Here is a 21,791-nt window from a genome sequence, read left to right on the forward strand (position 1 = left end):
GTGATAACAACTAAATAACGAAATTTTTGCCTTATTATCGATACGATTTTCTTACCTCAAAATAGATCACTCAATTAAGCAAATTGCTATTAAATGATTTCAATTTTTTTGGCAAAAAAAAACCGCAAAAAATGCGGGTAAACAACAAGTTGAAGGAAGTAATCTTGGGGAACTACATTTTACACAACTAGGTTTTATCCTAAAAATGTAAAACAATGCAATACGATAAAATATCCTATTACTAAGAACTTTGCTTAATGAAGCTATTTCACTCAGTGCCAGCTCGGTATGGGGAGATAATACGCAATATATATTTATTATTCAAACTAGAAAATTTATAATTTCGGATTATAAAAACTAATGCAATGAAATTTCTGGTTGTTTAAAACTTGTTCATTAATGTTTTTTTCTGTTTGTAAGTTGATGAAAATTAGTGATTAAGTTTGATTTTGTACTGCTTGTCGCTATTAGTTTTACTATCACCTTTAGATTTTGTTTAAGTTTTTTGAGTGTTTATGCAGTGATTTTGAATAAATGAGGCGTTTTATGGTGTTTTACTTGTATATTTAAGCATATCTTGAGCGCATTATTAAATAGCGGAAATGGCTTTAAATTCTTTTGCTAGATAATTGCGAAATAAAGGTTATTTCAACGTTTTTTGTTGCTTATTCATAGCAATATCGTTGTCAGTTTGAAATGGACTCGATACACTATGTGCAACTTTTGGCTGCACGAGCGGTCATATTTACACAAATCAATCAATTTGACGTATTTTGATACTATTTAGGAGTTTCACGTGGGATCAGGGCTTAATTTTTTGGATTTAATATTAGAAGCCAGTTTGCTTGTTCAACTAGTAATGTTAGGGCTAGTTGCTATGTCTGTAATGTCATGGGCAATTATTTTTCAGCGTAAAAAAGCAATATCAGATGCGTTAGCAAGTGCTAAAAAGTTTGAACAAAAATTTTGGTCTGGTATTGATTTAAGTAAGCTATATAACGAAATTTCATCACGTAACGGTCAATCTGAAGGTATTGAAGCTCTATTTACAGCCGGTTTTAAAGAGTTTGCACGACATAAGAAAAATACCTTTCAAAGTGCGAGTATTGTAATGGAAGGTACACACCGCTCTATGCGCGTGGCACTCTCTCGAGAAATAGAGAAAATAGAGTCAAGCTTATCATTTTTAGCGACAGTGGGTTCAATTAGCCCATATATAGGCTTGTTTGGTACTGTATGGGGCATTATGAATGCTTTTATAGCATTAGGTGAAGTTAAACAAGCTACGTTGCAGATGGTAGCACCTGGTATAGCAGAAGCACTTATTGCCACAGCAATGGGTTTGTTTGCAGCTATTCCTGCTGTTATTGCTTACAACCGTTTTTCTAATAAAGTTGAAAAGCTAGAATCTCACTACATTAATTTTATGGAAGAGTTTGCTAATATTTTACACCGTCAAGCAGCTACACAAATAGAGGCCCAAGCGAATGTATCAGCGTAAGAAGCGCCGTCCGGTCGCAGAAATTAATGTAGTTCCTTACATTGATGTAATGTTGGTGCTACTGATTATATTTATGGCAACAGCGCCACTTATTACACATGGTGTTAAAGTCAACTTGCCTAAAATGACGGAGTCAGATTTAGTTGATACTAAAGATGCGCCACCTATTATTGCTTCGATTGACGCACAAGGTAAATATTACGTTAGTGTAGGGACTGATCCAGAGGCTCCGATGGAGGCGCTTGATGTAGCGGCTGTGATTAAGTTACAGCTAATGAAAAATCCTGATGTACCTGTAATGATAAAGGGATCTGGAAAAGTATCATACCAAGAGGTATTGCTCTTAATGGACTTTTTAAAAAGTGCCGGTGTACCGTCAGTTGGATTAATGACAGAATCCTTCGAAGGGACAAAATAACGGTATGAGTAGTTCATTAATTAAATCAGTAGTTTTGCATGTAGCGCTGGGTGGTTTTTTATATGCATCGGCAAACATTCACCCGCCAGCACCAAAGGTTATGGAAGTAACGCTTAATAAAGCTATACCTGATGTTGATAAAGCGGTGTCAGCTGTGACAGTTGACCAAAAAATGGTTGAGCAGAAAATAGCTGAACTCAAAAAGCAAGAAAAAGACAAAAAAAAGGCAGAAGACAAACGCATCCGTGATTTAGAGCGCAGAGCTGCAAATGCGCGCAAACAGCGCGAGTCAGAAACCCGTCATATTAAGAAATTAGAGCAAGAACGTAAGGCTAAAGAAAAAGAAACAGCCGAGGCGCAAGCACAAGCTAAAAAAGCACGCGCAATAGAACAAAAGGAACGTGCTAAAGCAAAACAAGCCGAAAAACAAAAGCAAGAGTCTGAAAGTGCAGCAAAAGCAGCTGCCGATAAGCGTAAAGCTGAGGAAGAAGCACTTAAAAAAGCTGAAGATGAACGTAAAAAGCGTGATGAAGAGGCTAAAGAACGTGCTAAAAAGGCTGAACAACAGCGTCAACAGGCCCTACAAGAACAAATGTTACAAGAACAACTTGCTAAAGAGCAGGCTGCGCGTAGTAAAATACGTCAACAACAAGTCGTGGGTGAAGTTGATAAATATCGCGCTCTAATTATGGCGCGTATTCAGCAGAACTTACTGATCGACGAGAAAATGAAAAATCAGCAGTGCCGAGTAAATATTCGTTTAGGCTTTAATGGTTTAGTAACACAAGTTAAATCATTAGGCGGCGATAAACTAGTCTGTGAGGCTGCACTTAGGGCTGTTCGTATGGCTGACACATTACCGGTATCTAAAGACAAAGACGTATTCGAACAACTTAAGAATATTAATTTAACAATCAAGCCAGAATTTTAAAGGAATGATATGTTCAACAAAGTAAAAATTGCCTGTTTAGTGCTGTTATTTGGTTTTCAGGGCATTGCTAACGCAGCCCTTGAAATTGTAATAACGGAAGGTGTAGATGGTGCAAGACCTATTGCAATTGTGCCGTTTAAATACAATGGTGTTGGCCCAATTCCTGAAAAAATAAGTGATGTTATTGCTGCAGATCTCATGCGTAGTGGTAAGTTTAAGCCTGTAGATGTTATACAAATGCCGCAACAACCAAACAAAGATGCTGACATTGATTATGCATCTTGGGTTAATAAAGGTGTTGAAGCGATACTTGTTGGTGAAGTTGAGCAACAGACTGATGGGCGTTATTTAGTTCGTTATGAGTTAGTCGATGTTATTCGTGGTCAAATCACGGGTGGTGAAACGCAAATGATGAGTAATGGTAAGTTACTTAAAAGCCAAGATCATATTTTAGAAGCACGAGATAGTGTTATTGGCATAAGTGGTTTCCGTCGTTATTCACATCGTATTAGTGATGTCATTTATGAGAAATTAACGGGTGAGAAAGGTGCTTTTTTAACCAAGATTGCGTACGTAATTGTACGTGATGGTGATGATAAGCCTTATCAGCTTGTTGTATCAGATTATGACGGGTTTAACGAACAGGTGTTACTACGTTCGAAAGAGCCACTAATGTCACCGGCTTGGTCACCTGATGGCACAAAATTAGCGTATGTGACATTTGAGAACCGTCAAAGCCAAATTTATATTCAAGATTTGTATACCGGTAAGCGTGAAGTTATTGCAAGTTATCGCGGTATTAACGGTGCTCCGCAGTTTTCGCCAGATGGTAAAAAGCTTCTTTTAGTGCTTTCTAAAGACAAAACGGGTGCTACAGAAGTTTACTTATTAGACTTGGCAACACGCAAAGAAACACGTCTTACGCGACATCGTAGTATAGATACTGAACCATCTTGGTATCCAAATGGTCAAGATATAGTGTTTACCTCTGAAAGGGGTGGTAATGCTCAGATTTATAAGTTAAATTTAAAAACTGGTAGGTCACAGCGATTGACCTTTGATGGTGATATGAACCTTGCGGGTTCGATAACACCAGACGGTAAAGAATTAGTGATGGTTAACCGTACCAACGGGCAGTACCATCTTGCTAAGAAAGAGCTTGCTACGGGTGCGTTTCAAGTATTAACGCGAACTCGCCTAGATGAATCACCGAGCATAGCACCAAATGGTTCGATGATTATTTATAGCACGCTTCATAATAATAAACAGGTACTCGCGCTGGTATCAATGGACGGTCGCTTTAAAGCCCGTTTACCTGTGCTTGACGGACAAGTAAAGGCGCCAGCTTGGTCGCCATATTTACAGTAATATTACTGGTTTACTCAAAATAGGAATCTACTTAATGCAACTTAACAAAATACTTAAAGGCCTGCTAATTGCTGTGCCAGTAATGACATTAGCAGCTTGTAGCTCATCTTCGGATATTGATGAAAGTGCTGCAAATCAAACAAATGAAGCTGTTGTTGAGCAATCGACAAATACAGACACAGTTGAAGTGGCTACAATCTCTCCTGAGCAACAAGCAGAAGAGCAGCTTCGTCAAAAATACGAAGCACTACGCCAAGAGCAAGTAATCTACTTTGATTTTGATAAAGCGACAGTTGAAGGCAAATACGCTGACTTACTTCGTGCTCATGCTGAATTTTTAGTTCAAAATCCATCAGTTAAAGTACTAATTGAAGGCCACGCAGATGAGCGCGGTACGCCAGAGTACAATATTGCACTAGGTGAGCACCGTGGCCAAGCGGTTGAGAAATACTTACAAAGTTTAGGTGTTTCAGCTAGCCAAATGTCAGTAGTAAGCTACGGTGAAGAGAAGCCAATGGTTAAATCTCGCACTGAATCAGCTTTCGCTAAAAACCGCCGTGCGGTACTTGTTTACTAAGATAAGAGATATTATGAAGCCGAAACTTATTTTGGCAGCCATGATATTGAGCGGGAGCACCCAGTTAATGGCTGCTCCCGCTCCTGTTTCAGAAGCTGCAGGTTCACAATCAAGTATTGAGAAGCGTTTAGCATCATTAGAGAGCATGATGCAGTCGCGTAATTTTTTACAAGTAGAGTTACAGCAACAACTTAATCTATTACAAGATGAAGTGAGTCAAATCCGTGGCGTAACTGAAGAACAAAGCTATAAGCTTGAAAAAGTACTACAGCGTCAACGCGAACTTTATCAAGAAATTGAAAATCGCGTAAGCCAAGCATATGCACAACCTGCTGTAGCGCCTGCAGCTGATTATACGCAACCAAGTGATGCACAGACATACAGTAATGATTTATCTGAAAACGAAGCATACGAGCGTGCTGTAGCGCTTATAATGAAGGATAAGCGTTATGATCAAGCAATTCCTGAGTTTCAAACTTTTTTAACGTCATACCCAAACTCAGTTTATGCATCTAATGCACATTATTGGCTTGGGCAATTGCTGACGATTAAAAATACGCCAGTAAAAGCAATAGAGCACTTTAGCGTGGTCGTTAATGAATTTCCTAATTCAAATAAACGACCAGATGCAATGTTAAAGCTAGGAACACTTTTGCAAGAGCAAGGTTTAGCAGAGGAAGCTCTAAAAATTCTGAATGATCTTGTTAATCAGTATCCAAGTACAACTGCTGCAAAATTGGCCACAGAACGCTTATCAAAATAATTGAATCGGCTTGATTAGACTGCTTTTTGTCATAAGCGGTCTAAAATTGGTCAACTAGGCATGAAAACTTAAAAAAAGAGACAATTTCGGTTGCACTCATTTTATAAATAAGTATTATAAGCGCCCGCAGCAAACGAATGGTTACCCCACTCGAAATGCGGCAAAAAGAGCGGGTTATTAGCTCAGTTGGTAGAGCAGTTGACTTTTAATCAATTGGTCGATGGTTCAAATCCATCATAACCCACCATTTTTAAAATGGTCTTTTATCGGCGGATTTACGTAGTATTTAAAGTTGTTAAATTAGAGCGGGTCATTAGCTCAGTTGGTAGAGCAGTTGACTTTTAATCAATTGGTCGATGGTTCAAATCCATCATGACCCACCATTTTATATTTATAAATAATATAATGGTTTAAATTAGACTTTAGTACAGACAATTATATCAGAGCGGGTCATTAGCTCAGTTGGTAGAGCAGTTGACTTTTAATCAATTGGTCGATGGTTCAAATCCATCATGACCCACCATTCTTTATTCCTTGTGAATACGGTTTGGTATCAATCGGCGGATTTACGTAAGCTTATTTATTTTAAATAGGTGCATGAGCGGGTCATTAGCTCAGTTGGTAGAGCAGTTGACTTTTAATCAATTGGTCGATGGTTCAAATCCATCATGACCCACCATTCTTTATTCCTTGTGAATACGGTTTGGTATCAATCGGCGGATTTACGCAAGCTTCATTCATAATTGAATAAGTGCATAGAGCGGGTTATTAGCTCAGTTGGTAGAGCAGTTGACTTTTAATCAATTGGTCGATGGTTCAAATCCATCATAACCCACCATTCTATGAAAATTTATATAAGAGCGGGTCATTAGCTCAGTTGGTAGAGCAGTTGACTTTTAATCAATTGGTCGATGGTTCAAATCCATCATGACCCACCATTCTTTATTCATTGTGAATACTGTTTGGCATCAGTCGGCGGATTTACGTAAACTTCATTCTTAACTGAATAAGTGCATAGAGCGGGTTATTAGCTCAGTTGGTAGAGCAGTTGACTTTTAATCAATTGGTCGATGGTTCAAATCCATCATAACCCACCATTCTATGAAAGTTTTAATCGGCGGATTTACGCAGCTTTTTACAAAGCAAATTTAAATTAGAGCGGGTCATTAGCTCAGTTGGTAGAGCAGTTGACTTTTAATCAATTGGTCGATGGTTCAAATCCATCATGACCCACCACTCTCTAATACTTTCCTTTATATTCTTTTTTAAATTCCCACTTTATTTTTTATAAACAGCCTCGCTAGTTTGCTGTTATTTGCTTTGATATTCTCGTATAATTCGCCCTAATTAATGCACTGTAGATAAGTGGTCGAGAACATGAGTCTAGCTCAAACTATTATGCCTGAAGGTTATATCTTTCCCCCTAAGCCAGCACCGTTAACACAAGACGAGCAAGGCGAATATAAAGCGCGTATAAAGCAATTACTAAAAGATAAAAATGCAGTACTTGTTGCCCATTATTATACCGATCCTGAAATTCAAGCACTTGCTGAAGAAACCGGCGGCTGCGTTGCAGATTCGCTAGAAATGGCACGTTTTGGCGCACGTCACGATGCCGATATGATTATTGTTGCGGGCGTAAAATTTATGGGCGAAACAGCTAAAATTTTAACGCCAAATAAAACGGTTGTTATGCCAACGCTTGAAGCAACATGTTCGCTTGATATTGGCTGTCCTATTGATGAGTTTTCGGCGTTTTGTGACGAGCACCCAGATCGTAAAGTTGTTGTATATGCAAATACCTCTACTGCGGTCAAAGCGCGTGCCGATTGGATTGTAACGTCATCGTGTGCACTTGAAATTGTAGAGCACCTAGATGAGCAAGGCGAAAAAATCATTTGGGGACCAGATAAGCACCTTGGTAGTTATATTCAAAAAAATACCGGTGCTGATATGCTTATGTGGAATGGGGCATGTATTGTACATGACGAATTTAAAACTAAAGCTTTAAAAGATATGAAGGCGCTACACCCAGATGCAGGCGTATTAGTTCATCCAGAATCGCCAGCAGAAATTGTTGCACTTGCCGATGCAGTAGGATCAACGAGCCAACTCATAAAAGCTGCGCAAACAATGCCCAATAATAAATTTATTGTTGCAACCGATCGCGGTATTTTTTATAAAATGCAGCAACTATGCCCAGATAAAGAGTTTTTCGCGGCTCCAACGGCAGGTGAGGGCGCTTCATGTAAAAGTTGCGCTCATTGCCCTTGGATGGCAATGAATGGCTTAAAAGCGATTGAGGAAGCCCTAATTGACCCTAAAGGCAAAGAAGTATTTGTTGATATGGATTTACGCGAAGGCGCACTTAAGTCACTTAATCGCATGCTTGAATTTACCGTGAGTATGGCTAAGTAACCTGAACTCTGGCTAGAGAAAATAAATTTAAATATCATCATATTCAATACGTTAGTAAATCTCTTGATCAGAGTTCAGGTTAAGTAATTTTAAAGTTTAAATTAAAAACGGTTAAATCTTGAATTTAGCCGTTTTTTTATACTTAAACGTAAGTGGTTGCTTGATAAATAAGCACTTGAAGGTTCATATTTAAAAATGGCTTGCACCTTGTGGGCCTATTTCATACTATAGCGTGCCGTTGCATTATACAATTGCTACACTGTGGAGGGATGGCTGAGTGGCTGAAGGCGCACGCCTGGAAAGTGTGTTTAGGTTTATCCCTAACGAGGGTTCGAATCCCTCTCCCTCCACCATTATTCTTAAAGCCCAGTTATTAATTTAACTGGGCTTTTTAATGTAAAGTAAACTCTGCTCAACGATTGGTTAGGCGCGACAAAGTAATTTGGAGTATGTTGTTAATTCAATCTACTTAAACTTGATTTGTTGAGGCATATCAAATGTTTTCCTCTGTATTATTCATATGTAGTGCTTTTATACCAACCTGCATAAATCTTTGATCAATTTAACGAATTAAATTGCACTATAACGTCGTTAAAATTTTTTATTTAGAACAACTAGATACAAAAACTTTTGCCTAGTTCTAGCGTAATTTTCTTAACGTTCAATAGACCCCATTCATAAGCAGATTGGTATTATGCGAGGAGCTTTTCGCAGTTACTGATATTCGCTCGCCGTTTTCGGTTTAAATTTTCACAGTAACTTGCTTGTGAAGTCGGTTTCCCTAATGCACCATGAAATACTCGCGAAAGTTTAGGATGGGTGATGAGATGGACGCTCCCCAAAACGGCGTCAATGCGCCAAACTGGTTATAACTCACACTCAGTTAAAGGGAACCTCCACCATGAAAAGTAGCGCATTATCAATTGATTTGGCAAAAAATGTATTCCAAGTCGCTGGCTTTAATTCTAACCATAAAAGGGAGTGCAATAAACGCTTAAACAGACCTAAACTCAATGCCTTCATGGCAAATACACCACCGTGCCGTGATGGAAGCCTGTTATTCTTCTCACTATTGGGGAAGAGTCTTTACGTCTTACGGTCATACCGTTGACCTTATCCCTGCACAACACGTTACACCCTTTGTTCGCGGTAATAAAAATGACAGTAACGATGCCCTTGCTATCTATGAAGCCAGCTTACGCCCTAATATTAAATTCGTTCCCATAAAAACCGAAGCCCAGCAAGAAATACTCACGCTTCATAAAATACGCGAGCGGTTGCTACAAAATCGCATTGCTGTAACCAACCAATTACGCGGTTTATTGGTCGATTTCGGGTATGTATTTCCTGTCGGTATTAAGGCGTTTGAGCAAGGGATAATTGCGTTAGAAAGTGATTCTGAGCTTCGCCCATTATTACGTACAATGGTGAGTGATATTTACACTGAGTACAAAACCCTTGTTAAACGCATTAAAGCCATTGAAGCGATGCTTGCTGCACACGTTAAACGGGATGCAAACGCTAAAATACTTCACTCCATTCCTAGCGTGGGTGTACTCAATGCCTCAGCCTATGCGGCATCTATTGGGAACGGTCAGGCATTTAAGAACGCAAAAGAACTCGGGGTGTGGCTAGGCTTAACACCTAAACAATACGCGTCAGGCGATAAAAGTAAAATGTCTGGTATTACTAAGCGCGGTAACAGTTACTTACGAAAACAACTTATTCACGGTGCGCGCGCCATTATCGCCAGAAGCCACCATAAAACCGATGCGTTGAGCCAGTGGATAAATCAATTACGCGAGAAAAAACATGTTAATTGTGTCGTGGTCGCCACCGCACACAGATTGGCGCGACTGATGTGGGTATTGCTGACCAAGCAAACTCTCTACTCTCCTCAGCCTGTGCAAAATACACGCAAGGATGCTAAATTATGCCTATTTTACACGTCAATCACACCCGAGTTTACGACTTAAGACAGCCCGTCGAAGACATAGGTTTTAAAACCTGAGTGGGTGTTTGGGCAGTTAAGTCGTAACATACGCTTATCCTGTATGTACTTCACTTATAATGAAACAAAAAGCGCACGCTAACCAAGGTTAACCAGATAAAGACACGAGATTCAATCTCGCTTGGGTGAATATTTTTTAGGTCCCTTGGTACGAAGCTCATTAGGAGCATGATAACCATGACGCTATAGCTCGAATATATGTCAGTACCTTTGTTTTTTAGCAAGCTTGTGACGCATCATTACTGTGATATGAGATACATGATAATTAAAGAAAAACATTTATTTTTATGTTTATACATTAGCTCGTCTTGACTTCAAGGGAGCGTCCATATATGTATTTGTTGTTTGCCTCTTTACTCTAAACAGCCCAAACTTCTTAAGGTTGCTTCTACCGCCTTTTCAATAGGCGTATTGGGCTCTTCGCCTAGTAGTTGAACCAGTTTAGTATTGGTCATTTTGATCGAGTTTTGCCATAGATATTTCATTTCCATCATTTCTTTTACGGTTTCGTTAAATGGGGCGATTAGGTACATTAGCCACCAAGGAAACGCGCTAATACGTGGCATTTTTCCTGATTGTTTTTTAACGACATCGCGAATGGCTTTGGCCATTTTCGTGCCATCTTCGTCCCAAAAACCCTGCATATGAAAAACGGCAAAAGCGTCGAGTTGTTCACGTTGCTGTATCAGTTTGACCATAGTGGCGGCTACATCAGGTAAATAAGCCCATTGATGACCTACACCCGCTTTCGAGGGGTTACTTATGCTGCTTACCGGTTTATTGGGTTTAACCAAACCTTGGGAAAACCAGTTACTGACTGCCCTTGGTCCAAAAAAGTCGCCAGCACGCACAATAATGACTCGCCCATTGTTATTAGCAAAATCAAGCAGCTTTTTTTCCATATTCACACGAATACGACCTTTACGGCTAATAGGGTTTTGCGGTGAATATTCAGTAATAAATGGAAAAACATCAGATCCAAAATTGTAAACCGTGCCGGGTAGCACAACACAAGCACCAACGTCTTTGGCTGCGTGTAAGGTATTATTCAACATGGGTAAAACTAATTGCCCCCAGTTTTTATAACCCGCAGGATTAACGGCATGGATTATCACGCTACAACCTTGCGCTGCTTTTCTAACATCATCCAAATTTAACGCATCGCCTTGAATCCAATGGATATTACCTTGTGTTTTCACTGTTCCAAAATTACGTTTTAACGCTTTAATCTGCCAGCCAACTTGGAGCAACTGGTGAGTTACTTCGCTGCCAATGCCACCTGTTGCGCCAAGTATTAGAGCGGTTTGTGTATTTTTCATGTTTAATTACCTAATGACTAGATTGATGGAATAAGCTTAGCTATAATTCAAACTAAAAGAAATTAGCTAAAACTATTGAGCAGCTATACAAATTTGTATGAATAAAAATATTGGTTGGGAGTTTTATCGCTCATTTTTAGGCGTGATGCAGCACGGCTCGCTGTCGGCGGCGGCCCGTTCTATTGGCTCTACGCAACCAACCATTGGGCGACACATTACTGAATTAGAACGGGCGCTAAAGGTCGCGTTATTTGTGCGCACACAAAGCGGATTAACTCCTACCGAGGCGGCTAAGGCACTAGTGGGTCATGCTCAAGAAATGGCCAATGTGGCAGAGTCTATTGAGCGAATAGCCAGTAGCCAAGGCGATAACGTGCAAGGCACTGTTCGCGTGACCACTAGCGATATCATTGGTATTGAAGTGTTACCTCATGTCTTGGCTAAACTCGGCCATCAATATAAAAGATTGCAGCTTGAGCTTATGTTCTCTGACCAAGCGCAAGATTTACTTAGTCGAGAAGCGGATATCGCTGTGCGCCTATTTCGCCCAATCCAAACTCAATTAATTGCTAGGCGCATAGGTAGCATAAAAGTGGGTTTGTATGCGCACGTCAGCTACCTTAATCAAGCAGGTATGCCTGCTTCCATGAACGATTTACAACAACATCAATTAATTGGTTTTGATCAGTACACCGATTACATTCGCGACACCTTAAGTACCTTGCCCTTTACGCCAGAAAAGCAACACTTTAGCTATCGAACCGACAGTAATGTGGCTCAGCTATCATTAATTAGAGCCGGAGCGGGAATTGGAGTGTGTCAGGTGTCGATAGCAGATAAAGACGCGAACTTGGCCAGAGTACTGCCGGATGACGTGAATATTCCTATGGATATTTGGGTCACCATGCACGAAGACCTGAAAAAAAGCACAAGTTGTCAAACCGTGTTCGACGCTCTGGTATTAGGGCTAAGTGACTATGTAAACTCCTAAATGTGGCTGTAAGGCGTTAAAATTGAAATAGCGATATATAATCCCCAGCACTAAAACTGGACACAATACCAGGGCGGGATCACACTTTGTAAATAAACAAATTTTATGATCTAATACCATAAATTTCATCACCTTAAACTTATTATGTCACTCTTCTCACATTTAGAACTCGTCAAAGATAATCGTTCACATATAAATCAGCACCATAACTTAGTTGATGTGCTTTTTCTTATTATTACTGCCGTTACATCAGGGTGTGAAAACTGGCAAGACATTGAAGTCTATGGCGAAAGTAAGCTTAATTGGTTAAGAGGATTTCGTTCTTTCAAAAATGGCATACCCACTCGACATAGTATTTCGCGATGTATAGCTGGGTCAATCAAAACCGCGTTAAATCAGCGCATCCTGTCATTGCCTTCGATGGCAAAACTATTCGCGGAGCAAGTAAACACATTGCTGATAAATTACATCTCGTCTCAGCATTTGATTGTGAAGCAGGTCTCACATTATTCCACCAAACAGTTGGCAGTAAGACGAATGAAATACCGGCAGTTCGGGATTTATTGAAAATACTCGATATCAATAACACCGTCATTACACTTGATGCTTTGCACTGCCAAAAAGAAACGCTAAAACAGCTAATTAGCAGACATGCAGATTATCTAGTGCAAGCAAAGGGTAATCAAAAGAAACTTTATAGCGCGATTCAAGATGCATTTACACACCAGTATGAATCTGAAAACTCAGAGATACTTAGTCATGTAACACAAGATGAAGGGCATGGGCGAAAAGAAGTACGCACGATAGATTGTCTTGATGCGCGTTTATTACCGAGTGAAATTAAAGAGAGCTGGCCATCAGTTAGAACAATCGTTGCGGTGCAGCGAGAGCGAACGAAGGGTAATAGAACGAGTATTGACACACATTACTACCTAACATCGTTGACAGACAATATATTGATAAGTAAAGCAATAAGACAACATTGGCTGATAGAAAATCAGCAACACTGGATACTGGATGTCGTATTTAAAGAAGATGCCTGTCAAATACATGAGCCATTAAGTGCGCAACATATGGCACTATTTAGACGCGTCGTTAGGAACATGATAAAGCAGCATACGAAAAGCAAGGGGTCAATAAGAAGTAAGTGTGTAAGAGCTTATAGTTACTCCGTTCCATTAATTAATGTATTTACCTATCTCATTAATACATGGAATATGCTTCTGTTGATCACAAATATTTGAGCGGAAACAATCAATGTTTGTAACAAGACTTTCGGATCAACAGAAGTTATTTGTTTCAATACGCATACTCAGGGATTGTCGTAATGCCGACTATCTATAAGACCTGCGAGAAACACTATTAGCCTCTATCTATTCTTTCACTTTACCTCTAGGAGGCCCAAAATGGAAGCCTTTAACGTCTCAGATTTTGCTGCCCTTATCGGGATCGATTGGGCCGACCGTAAACACGATATTTGTGAAATAAATCGCGACACAAATACACAACATTTAAGTGTGATTTCCTCTGAGCCTAAGTCAATTAATGCATGGGCGCTTGGGTTAAAACAACGCTACAACGGCAGATCTGTTGCTGTCGCGTGTGAGCTAAAAAAAGGCCCACTTATATATGCACTCAGTAAATTTAAGCACATTGTATTATTTGTGATTAACCCATCAAGTGTTGCTAAATACCGTGCTGCATTTACGCACAGCGGGGCTAAAGATGATCCTACTGATGCAATTATTCAAGTTGAAATCTTACAACTTCATATGGATAAATTAACGGTTATTAGGCCGGATTCAGAGGACGTTAGGTGTCTTGCGCAGCTTGTCGAATACAGACGTAAACTAGTACAAGATCGTGTTAATTTAACCAATAAAATAGCCACAACGCTAAAAAATTATTATCCCCACGTGATTGATTGGTTTAAAGAAAAAGACACTCAAATATTCTGTGACTTCTTACTGCGCTGGCCCTCTCTTGCTCACGCTAAAAAAGCGAGAAAACAGACACTACTCGACTTCTTTAATCAACATAATTCCCGCTACCCACTCGTTAATGAAAAGCGGATAAAAGAAATCAAGGATGCAGAAATACTCACCGAAGATATGGCGGTGATCACGCCAAACTTATTGCTTATTGAATGCCTCGTTCCGCAACTTAAACAACTGATGTTGGCAATAACACGATTTGATGACGAAATTAAAACACTTTATAAGCAACATACAGATCGCGCTATCTTTGATAGTTTACCCGGTGCAGGCCCACAATTAGCACCTCGATTATTAGCCGCTATGGGGTCAAATCGTGACCGCTATAAGTGCGCTGCTGACATACAATTGCCCCTGTTACCGAACGCAGTGGGAAGAAGGAATGGATACACTGGCGATACTCATGCACTAAATTTTTAAGGCAAACATTTGTGGAATGGGCAGGATTATCTGTGCGTTATTCATTTTGGGCTAAAGCCTATTATCGGCAGCAAGAAGCCAAAGGAAAACCTCATAATACCATCATCAGATCATTGGCATTTAAGTGGATACGAATCCTATTTAGGTGCTGGAAAACACATACGCCCTACGATGAATCAACTTACTTAACTGCATTGAAAAGTAAGGGATCACCGCTGTTAAAATTTGCGGTGGAAAGTGAGCTTTAGCGCTTGCTGTCCACCTCAGGGCGTGTTGTTATGATGATGCTTTTAGAGAAGAACTTCTTTTTGGTTAACATTTTTAACAAAGTATGCTCGCGCCCTAGTTGTTTAGAGCCGTTGAAATAACAGCATTACGTTCGCGTTGATATTGAATATGCTAAGAATAAGTGAAAGTAGCACCTATAATGAGGATAATAATTTGGATGATTACTTGTAGTAAAAGCCCATTATTAACCCTGCTTTTTGCAAGCATTCATTCGTCCTTTTATATGTACTTATATAAGCGTTTGGTATCTTATGCTCGGACTAAATATAGCACTTATTTTGAATGTTACAACTTAGGCTTTTTTTGTAATTTATATAATGGACAATATCTTATAGAGTTTGTATCGGCTTAAATTAGAGGTAATATGTTAATCTTAAGTTGTTACTTATTGTGTTATTTGAGCAGGATTTATGTGTAATAGGAAATAACTAAAAATGTAGTTTTATATTAAAAATATAAAATGAAAGCCCCATAGAATCAACATAAGGGCTTTTTACTTGGGAAGGTTACTGAATTGTTAATTCATCTATCGTAATAGTTGCCTCACTCTCTGTACGGATAGTTATAAAAGAGGTTGGTGTTGCAACAAAACCATCAACAGTATAGGTTTGCCCCAGTACTAGCTCTTCCAGCTTTATAGAGTAAAACTTAGAACTACCGTTATGTATTGAATTAGCACTTCCTGAGGTATTGTTGTCTACGTATATCTGAAAGCTTTTAGCTGTATTACCGCTTACAGCATCCACCTTGAACGTTACTTGGTAGTTATTTGATAGGTCTAATAATCCGCTTGTTTGCGTATCGTCACCCGTGGTGTTAATGGTCGGTGTTGTATTTGCAATACTAATACGTGTACCGGTCATGGTTAGTTTTCCGTTACTTACCTGAACACTGCCTGTAACACGGTGAAATAGGGGGGTGTTGCTCCCTGCAAGGCCTGATAAGTCACGGTAACGATTACTGAAAAATTCATCAGCGTTGTTTGCAGAAAAATTTTCAGTAAATGGTAGCCCTAACGGCTCTTGAATCGGCGGCTCTGTAGGCTCTTCAATCGTTGGGATATCTAAATCACTTTGATCTATTTTACCAATACCTGCATGCGCAATAACATGATCTTTAATAGCCATAACAGGGGTTAGTGTGTACTCATAAGGCACTTGATAGCTACTTGTTGGTGTAATTCCATTTTCGGTTACTTCACCCGCTACGTCACCGTCTGGTACTTCACCCCAGGTAACGGTATCACTGAGGTAGTTACCCGATGTATTCCAATAGCCAATAGTATCTGAATAAAACGAGATCACTGGGTTTTTGGTGTTTTCAAAGTAGTTACCTTCTATTTGAAGCTCCGCCCCCATACGTGAGTTTATGGCACTAGAGGTAATGTTGTTGTAGTAGTTATTAAATACATGGCCGCGACCGAATCTAAATAAGGGTACTCGCGATACAATATTTTCAAATCGGTTATGGTGAAAAGTAATAAAGCGATTTTTGTTGGTACTGGTGTCATCATCACTATGACCATGTAATGAGGTTTTCCAGCTATCGTGTAAGTAGTTATAAGAAATTGTGATGTTTTGCGCGCCAGATTTAGAATCAATTAGGCCATCATAAAAATCTTGATCTGAGTCTAGCGATGAATATAACTCATTGTGGTCAATCCAGATATTAGAGGTACTTCCGTTTTCATCACCTTCAATTGAAATACCATCCTTACCACCGGTAAGCACTTGATTAAATTTTAAATTTTGAATTATGATATTATTCGCTCTGTGAATTTCGATGCCAATACCATCCAAATGACCACGATCTGCTACGCCCACAATAGACACATTATCCATATCTTTTATCTGAATTGATAAGCCATCACCGCCACTGTTCGCATCAGTAATAACACCATCAACATAAATGATAATAGGTGTACTGGTTGCTTTTGCTTCACTTAATGCTGCTTTTAATGATGAGCCATTATCTACAGTTACCACAGTGCCATTAGTACCACCGGTCACATCAAAGCTATAACCAGCAAATCCTAAATTCACGTTAACAGGTATTACTTTTACAGGTTCGTCAGGTAACACTGGCACTGGTAAAGGGGTCGGGGTCCACCCTGCGCCATCGCCATAACTTGCAAAAATACTATCACGTTCAAGCAGTTGAGCTACTTCACTTGTTTGTAAAATATAACCACCAATACGGGTGCTTAAATCTAGTGCGTTACCTTGCATATCCATGCTGCCGTATTCACGCCAACCGCTTGTTACTGAAGGTGCTTCTGGATTTGGAGCTGGTTGATTTTCAACACCGTGAACAGCCCAGCCAACAGTTGCAATGTGGGTATCAAACTTGTTATTGATAAGGGTTACATTATCAAAGTATGAAGAGCTACCACTACTGCGGGCAAGATATGTTGAATTGTCTAGTACGCCATTACCAATAGGGCCAGGACCATTGGTAAACTCATTGTTTAAGAAAATAAAGCCAGGATCGGTTTCTACCGGTACACGCGCTTGTAAAACGTAGCCACCTTTGGTGTCTTGGGTTGGATCACCATTTTTAGAATCACCTAGGGTACGTATTTCGCTATTTTCAAATAACGAAGTAACTGGGTATCCCCATATGAAGTCTACGTTACCGGCAACTAGCGTGTTGTAAAACCAAGTATAGCCTTTTAGTAGTAGGGTATCTTGCTCACTAATAAAGTTTGCGTTGTTGGCAACTAAACGATATTGGCTATTGAAATAAATAGTTTCAGCTTGATTTGATACGCTGTTACTACGAATGTGCGTGTTTTTTAATGTTAGATTGTTAATAACCAGCATATCTGTGCCTTCAACCAAAAATACACTACGGCCACCGTTTGGAGTACCACTGCCAAGTGCTGCGCTACCACCTGAACCGCTATTAAGTGTTTCGTAGTTTTCGTACTGAATAATAGTGTTGTCTTGGCTTTCACCTTGTAGCGTTATATTATTTTTATTGCGCAGAAATAGCAGCTCATTGTAAGTCCCGTCTTTTATTGAAACCGTTGTTTGCTCATCTTTATCAAGATGCTGCATTGCAAAATTAAGTGCGCCTTGCACGGTTCTAAAGTCAGCAACGTCATTATCGTCAACGAGTAGCTCATTTCCTGCTGGGATATTTACTTTGGTTGTAAATGTCCACTGACTGTTATTGCCAAGTCCAGCGAAATCCATGTCATTTAATTTAGCACCAGTAACAACGTCGTCACCGATAACTACACGATAAGTTTGGCCGTACTCAAGCACACTGTTGCGAGGCTTAATGATTAATGTATTGTCCTCTAAGCTAATAGGGAAGTAATTTACAGCACGTATGCGATCTTGCCCAGGGTAACCAATTACATCGATGTTCTTACCTACTTTTAGGGTATCAACTAAAGTGTCATCACTTTGTTTATAAATCCTAACTTCGCCAAGACTACCTAAGGTTGGTGTTACACCGGTAGTATCAAAATCAATTGAAATTAACGTATCAACAAATTGATTGTCTGCTGATTTTTCAGGCATTAGCTTACCGCTTAGGTCACCATAATCGGTGCTTGGCATCACAAAGCCTTCGACAATATTTACTTCAATCGTTCTGATTATTGTTTCATCAGAACCTGATACAAACTTAATCGTTGCTTCACCAGCACTGAGCGGGCTTAACATAACTACATCGCCTGAGACATCAGCAGACACTACGTCTTTGTTACTCGATGTAACGCTGAAGGTATCGGGTGTAACACCATCGTCTTTAATTGCTGTCACATTAATTATGAGCGGATCAGTTGTTGTACTGGCATCCCATGCAGGATCTTTATAATCAAGGGTTAATTGAATTGGCTTAATACTTGGATCGCCGACTTTAACGTTATCAAGTTCAAATGAGCGGTTGTTAGTAAACAAACCAATTAGGCCACGAGCGCTATACGTGCTGTCGCTAATTGTGCCCATTTTTTCACCATTCAGGTATGCGGTAAGTTCTGAGTCTATCATTTCAAAGCGGGTGGTATACCAAACGCCATCAGTTGTACCGCCTTTTTCACCTAATAAGATAGGAGACTTAGCTTGTACAGGTCGAGAAATAGAACCGTCAACAGTCACAGCCACTTCTACTTGTGTGCTACTTGTTGAGTTTTGTACATTTAAGCCACCAGCAAGCCAGTTGCCTTCACTTTCATAGCGAGCCATTAAGTAGAGCTGTTTGCTCGCTGTTGTACTGTTTTGACGTGGTCGAATATCAGCTTCAAAAAAGTAGTTACCGGTATCTGGCACATTTTGTAATGCGTCTTCAGTGGCTAAAATGAGTTCACCACCAACACCACCGGCGGTGTAACGCATAACGTTGTTACCACTTAAATCTAAAATATCAAATTCACCCACGGCGCCCGCTGTGTTATCTGGTTTTGCAATAATTTTCCAGTTAGACAAATCGCCTGCTGAAAAGTCATCACAAAAATACAGCTCAGGAGAGCTATTACATTTAAAGACGCTCGGATCGTCTAAGTATTCGATACGTAGATTTTTAATAACAACCGTCCCGCCATTTTCAGTACGCAGCTGTAAAAATGAAGTTGCTGTTGCAACTTTACCTTCAACAACTAGCGTAGTGTCAGGTACTAAGGTGTTAATTAATTCATTGTAAAATTTTGAGCTAGAGCCATGAATTGACTTTGAGCTGCTAGAGGTATTGTTATCCACGTAAATTTGGAAGTTATTATCACCATCCGGATCGCTCACACTCACGATATCTATCAAAATTTGATAGGGGCGCGATAAATCAAAGCTACCAGTTGTACTTTGATCTGTTTCGGTCGTCTCTACATTTGGCGTTGTATTACCCATTGTAAAGCGGCCACTATTAATTTCTAAACCGGTATCAATAACAGAAACCGATCCACCTGTCTTTTTAAACATAGGGACGATAGAGCCGTCAGCTGCTGTAATCGCGGAAAAATCAGTTGAAAATAAATCACCTGTTACCGTTGTAAAATCAGTAACAAATGGGAATGGCGTTGTCGTGTCTCCCCCTGTTGGAGGTGTGGTTGGATCAGTAGGCTCTTCAATTTCAGGTACATCTGTGGCAACCGTAATTAACTCTAAATTATCTAACGTAATTGATGCCGCGCTATCAGTTCGAATCTGTAAAAATGAGTTTTTAATCTCTGCATTTAATACTCCTTGAGCGCTTTCGCTCTCCAGATCAGGGCCTGTTACTACGTCTTCACCTGGTTTATAGGTATATGTAAAGCGTTGACCTTGAGGTAAATTTTCAGCTGTAATAGCTTTTGAATAAAATTTAGATGCTTTGCCATGTACTGAGTTGTCTTGGCCAGTCGTATTATTGTCAACATACAATGATAGAGTACCCGCATCATTATGGGCAATAACATCAAAGCTGATTGTAAAGCCTTCACTTAAGTTATAAATACCTTTACCCAATGTGTCACTTGGGCTTGTTTCTTTGCCTGGTAGTGTGTTACCAATACTAAAGCGGTCGCCTTCAAGCACTATATTGCCATTTTCAGCATCAAGTTCTAAGCTACCACCGGTTTTGAAGTAAAGAGCAGCACTGCCAATCTCATCACTTACGCTTTTATAGGTAGACTTAAAGAAGTCTTCAGTGGTGGTGTTAAAATCTTCAATAAGTGCTTTGCTGTTCTGTTCTGCTAAATTGTTGAGGTTTTCAAGCTCAATGGCAGCTTGCTCTTCACTAAATACGATAATGTTATTTTTAGCATCGTCGTTACTATCGCATTTTGCAATCATGTCGCTAAGCGATGCGTCATCAGATTGGTGGCACAAACTATACACACTATCAACCGTATTAAATGAACGTGAGATTAGGTATTGTGTATTTGACTCACCATTAACAGCAGTTGTAAAAGCGAGTACGCGATCACCAAATATAAATTCATAATTGCCGTTGCCAATAATTTCACCATCAGCTGTTCTAGTAAATGTGCCCGTGGAGTTAGTATCATCAGCTGGGCTAAAATTAAGTATTTCAATACTGGCAGTACTGCCTTTTACCAAAGGGTTGTATACATCACCGGTAAATAGTGACAAGTTAAATGCATTAGGCTGTGTACTGTTGTATTGCTTATACACAAAATCAACAAAATGTAATATAGCCTGATCAGCATCAATGAGTTCCGTTGTTGGTGTGCCTGCATTTGCTAGCCAAACGTTTACATCTGCCGCAAATTCATCTTCACTACGACTAAAATAATCGGTAATTGTTTGGCCTTCTGATAAGTTGATCGTTGCTGCATCGGCTGTTGTGGCACTAATGGTAATACCGTTACTCACATCGCCATCACTATCAAGTGATTGAAATAATCGCAAGCTGTTTACAACAGCAGGATGAAATACAGTATCGGTTGAAAATAAATTTAAAGGTGACAAGATATTACTTGCCGCAATAGATGGAAACGCAATATCTCCTATTGCAAACGTAATCGCTTCGCCGCGAAAATAGTTAAATTGACCGTTGGCATCGGTTACACCATCAGGTACTGATAAACTTGTGTAACTTAAGCCTGCAACAGGGCTATCTACAAAGGTTCCTTGAATAGCAGGGGCGGGTGCTTCTTTAACGTTAATTGAACTTTCTTCCTGGCATCCCGTTAATATTGTACTGAGTAATAATGTGGTGATTACACTTATTTTTGTTTTCATACATCCCTCCAAGGATGAACTTTTTAGCGTCTGTGTTGGCAGTGTGTGATGCACACGTAGAGTGTGCTAATTTTTAGTTTTGTGTATTTAATCTGTACTCTGGTTA

Annotated in this window: 10 protein-coding genes, 9 tRNA genes and 4 pseudogenes; 20 read left to right on the forward strand and 3 right to left on the reverse strand. The window is 39.7% G+C overall.

Translation table 11 applies throughout. From position 1 onward, the window contains the following. Nucleotides 1-796: 796 nt before the first annotated feature. The 16 genes from tolQ (at nt 797) to AC0VZ4_RS07475 (ending at nt 8,329) form a co-directional block, all read left to right on the forward strand. Nucleotides 797-1,501 carry a protein TolQ gene (gene tolQ / locus AC0VZ4_RS07400; RefSeq protein WP_007378886.1) on the forward strand — a complete coding sequence of 235 codons (705 nt, stop codon included), beginning with the start codon at nt 797-799 and terminating at the stop codon, nt 1,499-1,501. After that, the gene (gene tolR / locus AC0VZ4_RS07405; RefSeq protein ID WP_475441318.1) at nt 1,488-1,919 is read left to right on the forward strand and encodes a protein TolR; all 432 of its coding nucleotides are present in this window, start codon (nt 1,488-1,490) and stop codon (nt 1,917-1,919) included. The genes tolQ and tolR overlap by 14 nt, the downstream gene beginning before the upstream one ends. 4 nt (nt 1,920-1,923) lie before the next feature. Then, a complete protein-coding gene (gene tolA / locus AC0VZ4_RS07410) occupies nt 1,924-2,850 on the forward strand; it encodes a cell envelope integrity protein TolA (protein ID WP_475441319.1) in 927 nt (308 codons plus the stop codon). A gap of 9 nt (nt 2,851-2,859) precedes the next feature. Then, on the forward strand, nt 2,860-4,218 hold the full coding sequence (gene tolB, locus AC0VZ4_RS07415; protein WP_475441320.1) for a Tol-Pal system beta propeller repeat protein TolB: 1,359 nt from the start codon (nt 2,860-2,862) through the stop codon (nt 4,216-4,218). A 34-nt stretch (nt 4,219-4,252) separates the two neighbouring features. Then, nucleotides 4,253-4,795, forward strand: a complete 543-nt coding sequence (pal, locus tag AC0VZ4_RS07420) for a peptidoglycan-associated lipoprotein Pal (RefSeq protein ID WP_475441321.1) — start codon at nt 4,253-4,255, stop codon at nt 4,793-4,795. A 13-nt stretch (nt 4,796-4,808) separates the two neighbouring features. Further along, nucleotides 4,809-5,558, forward strand: coding sequence for a tol-pal system protein YbgF (gene ybgF, locus AC0VZ4_RS07425; protein WP_033031004.1), 750 nt, complete (start codon nt 4,809-4,811; stop codon nt 5,556-5,558). A 171-nt stretch (nt 5,559-5,729) separates the two neighbouring features. Next, nucleotides 5,730-5,805 (forward strand) — tRNA-Lys (locus AC0VZ4_RS07430). Between the two features lie 60 nt (nt 5,806-5,865). Further along, nucleotides 5,866-5,941: transfer RNA gene (locus AC0VZ4_RS07435), tRNA-Lys, on the forward strand. Between the two features lie 64 nt (nt 5,942-6,005). Next, a tRNA-Lys gene (locus tag AC0VZ4_RS07440) sits at nt 6,006-6,081 on the forward strand. Nucleotides 6,082-6,161: 80 nt separating this feature from the next. Further along, nucleotides 6,162-6,237: transfer RNA gene (locus AC0VZ4_RS07445), tRNA-Lys, on the forward strand. Nucleotides 6,238-6,320: 83 nt separating this feature from the next. Continuing rightward, nucleotides 6,321-6,396, forward strand: a tRNA-Lys gene (locus AC0VZ4_RS07450). Between the two features lie 24 nt (nt 6,397-6,420). Next, nucleotides 6,421-6,496: transfer RNA gene (locus tag AC0VZ4_RS07455), tRNA-Lys, on the forward strand. Between the two features lie 83 nt (nt 6,497-6,579). After that, a tRNA-Lys gene (locus AC0VZ4_RS07460) sits at nt 6,580-6,655 on the forward strand. A 63-nt stretch (nt 6,656-6,718) separates the two neighbouring features. Further along, nucleotides 6,719-6,794 (forward strand) — tRNA-Lys (locus tag AC0VZ4_RS07465). 141 nt (nt 6,795-6,935) lie between these two features. Further along, entirely contained in the window at nt 6,936-7,976 is a 1,041-nt protein-coding gene (gene nadA, locus AC0VZ4_RS07470) for a quinolinate synthase NadA (RefSeq protein WP_475441322.1), read from the forward strand. A 263-nt stretch (nt 7,977-8,239) separates the two neighbouring features. Next, nucleotides 8,240-8,329 (forward strand) — tRNA-Ser (locus tag AC0VZ4_RS07475). A gap of 339 nt (nt 8,330-8,668) precedes the next feature. On the opposite strand, the pseudogene AC0VZ4_RS07480 reads toward AC0VZ4_RS07475, so the two are convergent. Beyond that, nucleotides 8,669-8,788 (reverse strand): annotated as a pseudogene (locus AC0VZ4_RS07480) (transposase); the annotation flags it as partial. Between the two features lie 89 nt (nt 8,789-8,877). Between AC0VZ4_RS07480 and AC0VZ4_RS07485 the strand changes: the two are divergent. Further along, nucleotides 8,878-9,952, forward strand: a pseudogene (locus AC0VZ4_RS07485) (IS110 family RNA-guided transposase). Between the two features lie 388 nt (nt 9,953-10,340). On the opposite strand, the gene AC0VZ4_RS07490 reads toward AC0VZ4_RS07485, so the two are convergent. Further along, complete coding sequence (locus tag AC0VZ4_RS07490; protein WP_475441323.1) at nt 10,341-11,306, reverse strand: NAD-dependent epimerase/dehydratase family protein; 966 nt, start codon at nt 11,304-11,306, stop codon at nt 10,341-10,343. 97 nt (nt 11,307-11,403) lie between these two features. On the opposite strand from AC0VZ4_RS07490, the gene AC0VZ4_RS07495 reads away from it, so the two are divergent. The 3 genes and pseudogenes from AC0VZ4_RS07495 to AC0VZ4_RS07505 all read left to right on the forward strand — a co-directional run bounded on the left by AC0VZ4_RS07495 (nt 11,404) and on the right by AC0VZ4_RS07505 (nt 14,959). Then, nucleotides 11,404-12,297 (forward strand): LysR family transcriptional regulator, encoded by an 894-nt coding sequence (locus AC0VZ4_RS07495; RefSeq protein WP_475441324.1) that lies wholly within the window; start codon nt 11,404-11,406, stop codon nt 12,295-12,297. A gap of 144 nt (nt 12,298-12,441) precedes the next feature. Beyond that, a pseudogene (locus tag AC0VZ4_RS07500) lies at nt 12,442-13,541 on the forward strand (ISAs1 family transposase). A gap of 162 nt (nt 13,542-13,703) precedes the next feature. Then, nucleotides 13,704-14,959 (forward strand): annotated as a pseudogene (locus AC0VZ4_RS07505) (IS110 family RNA-guided transposase). A gap of 546 nt (nt 14,960-15,505) precedes the next feature. Here AC0VZ4_RS07505 and AC0VZ4_RS07510 read toward each other — a convergent pair. After that, nucleotides 15,506-21,685, reverse strand: a complete 6,180-nt coding sequence (locus tag AC0VZ4_RS07510) for a pectinesterase family protein (RefSeq protein ID WP_475441325.1) — start codon at nt 21,683-21,685, stop codon at nt 15,506-15,508. Nucleotides 21,686-21,791: the final 106 nt, after the last annotated feature.

This window comes from Pseudoalteromonas sp. QJM3NY_22, from assembly GCF_056173065.1.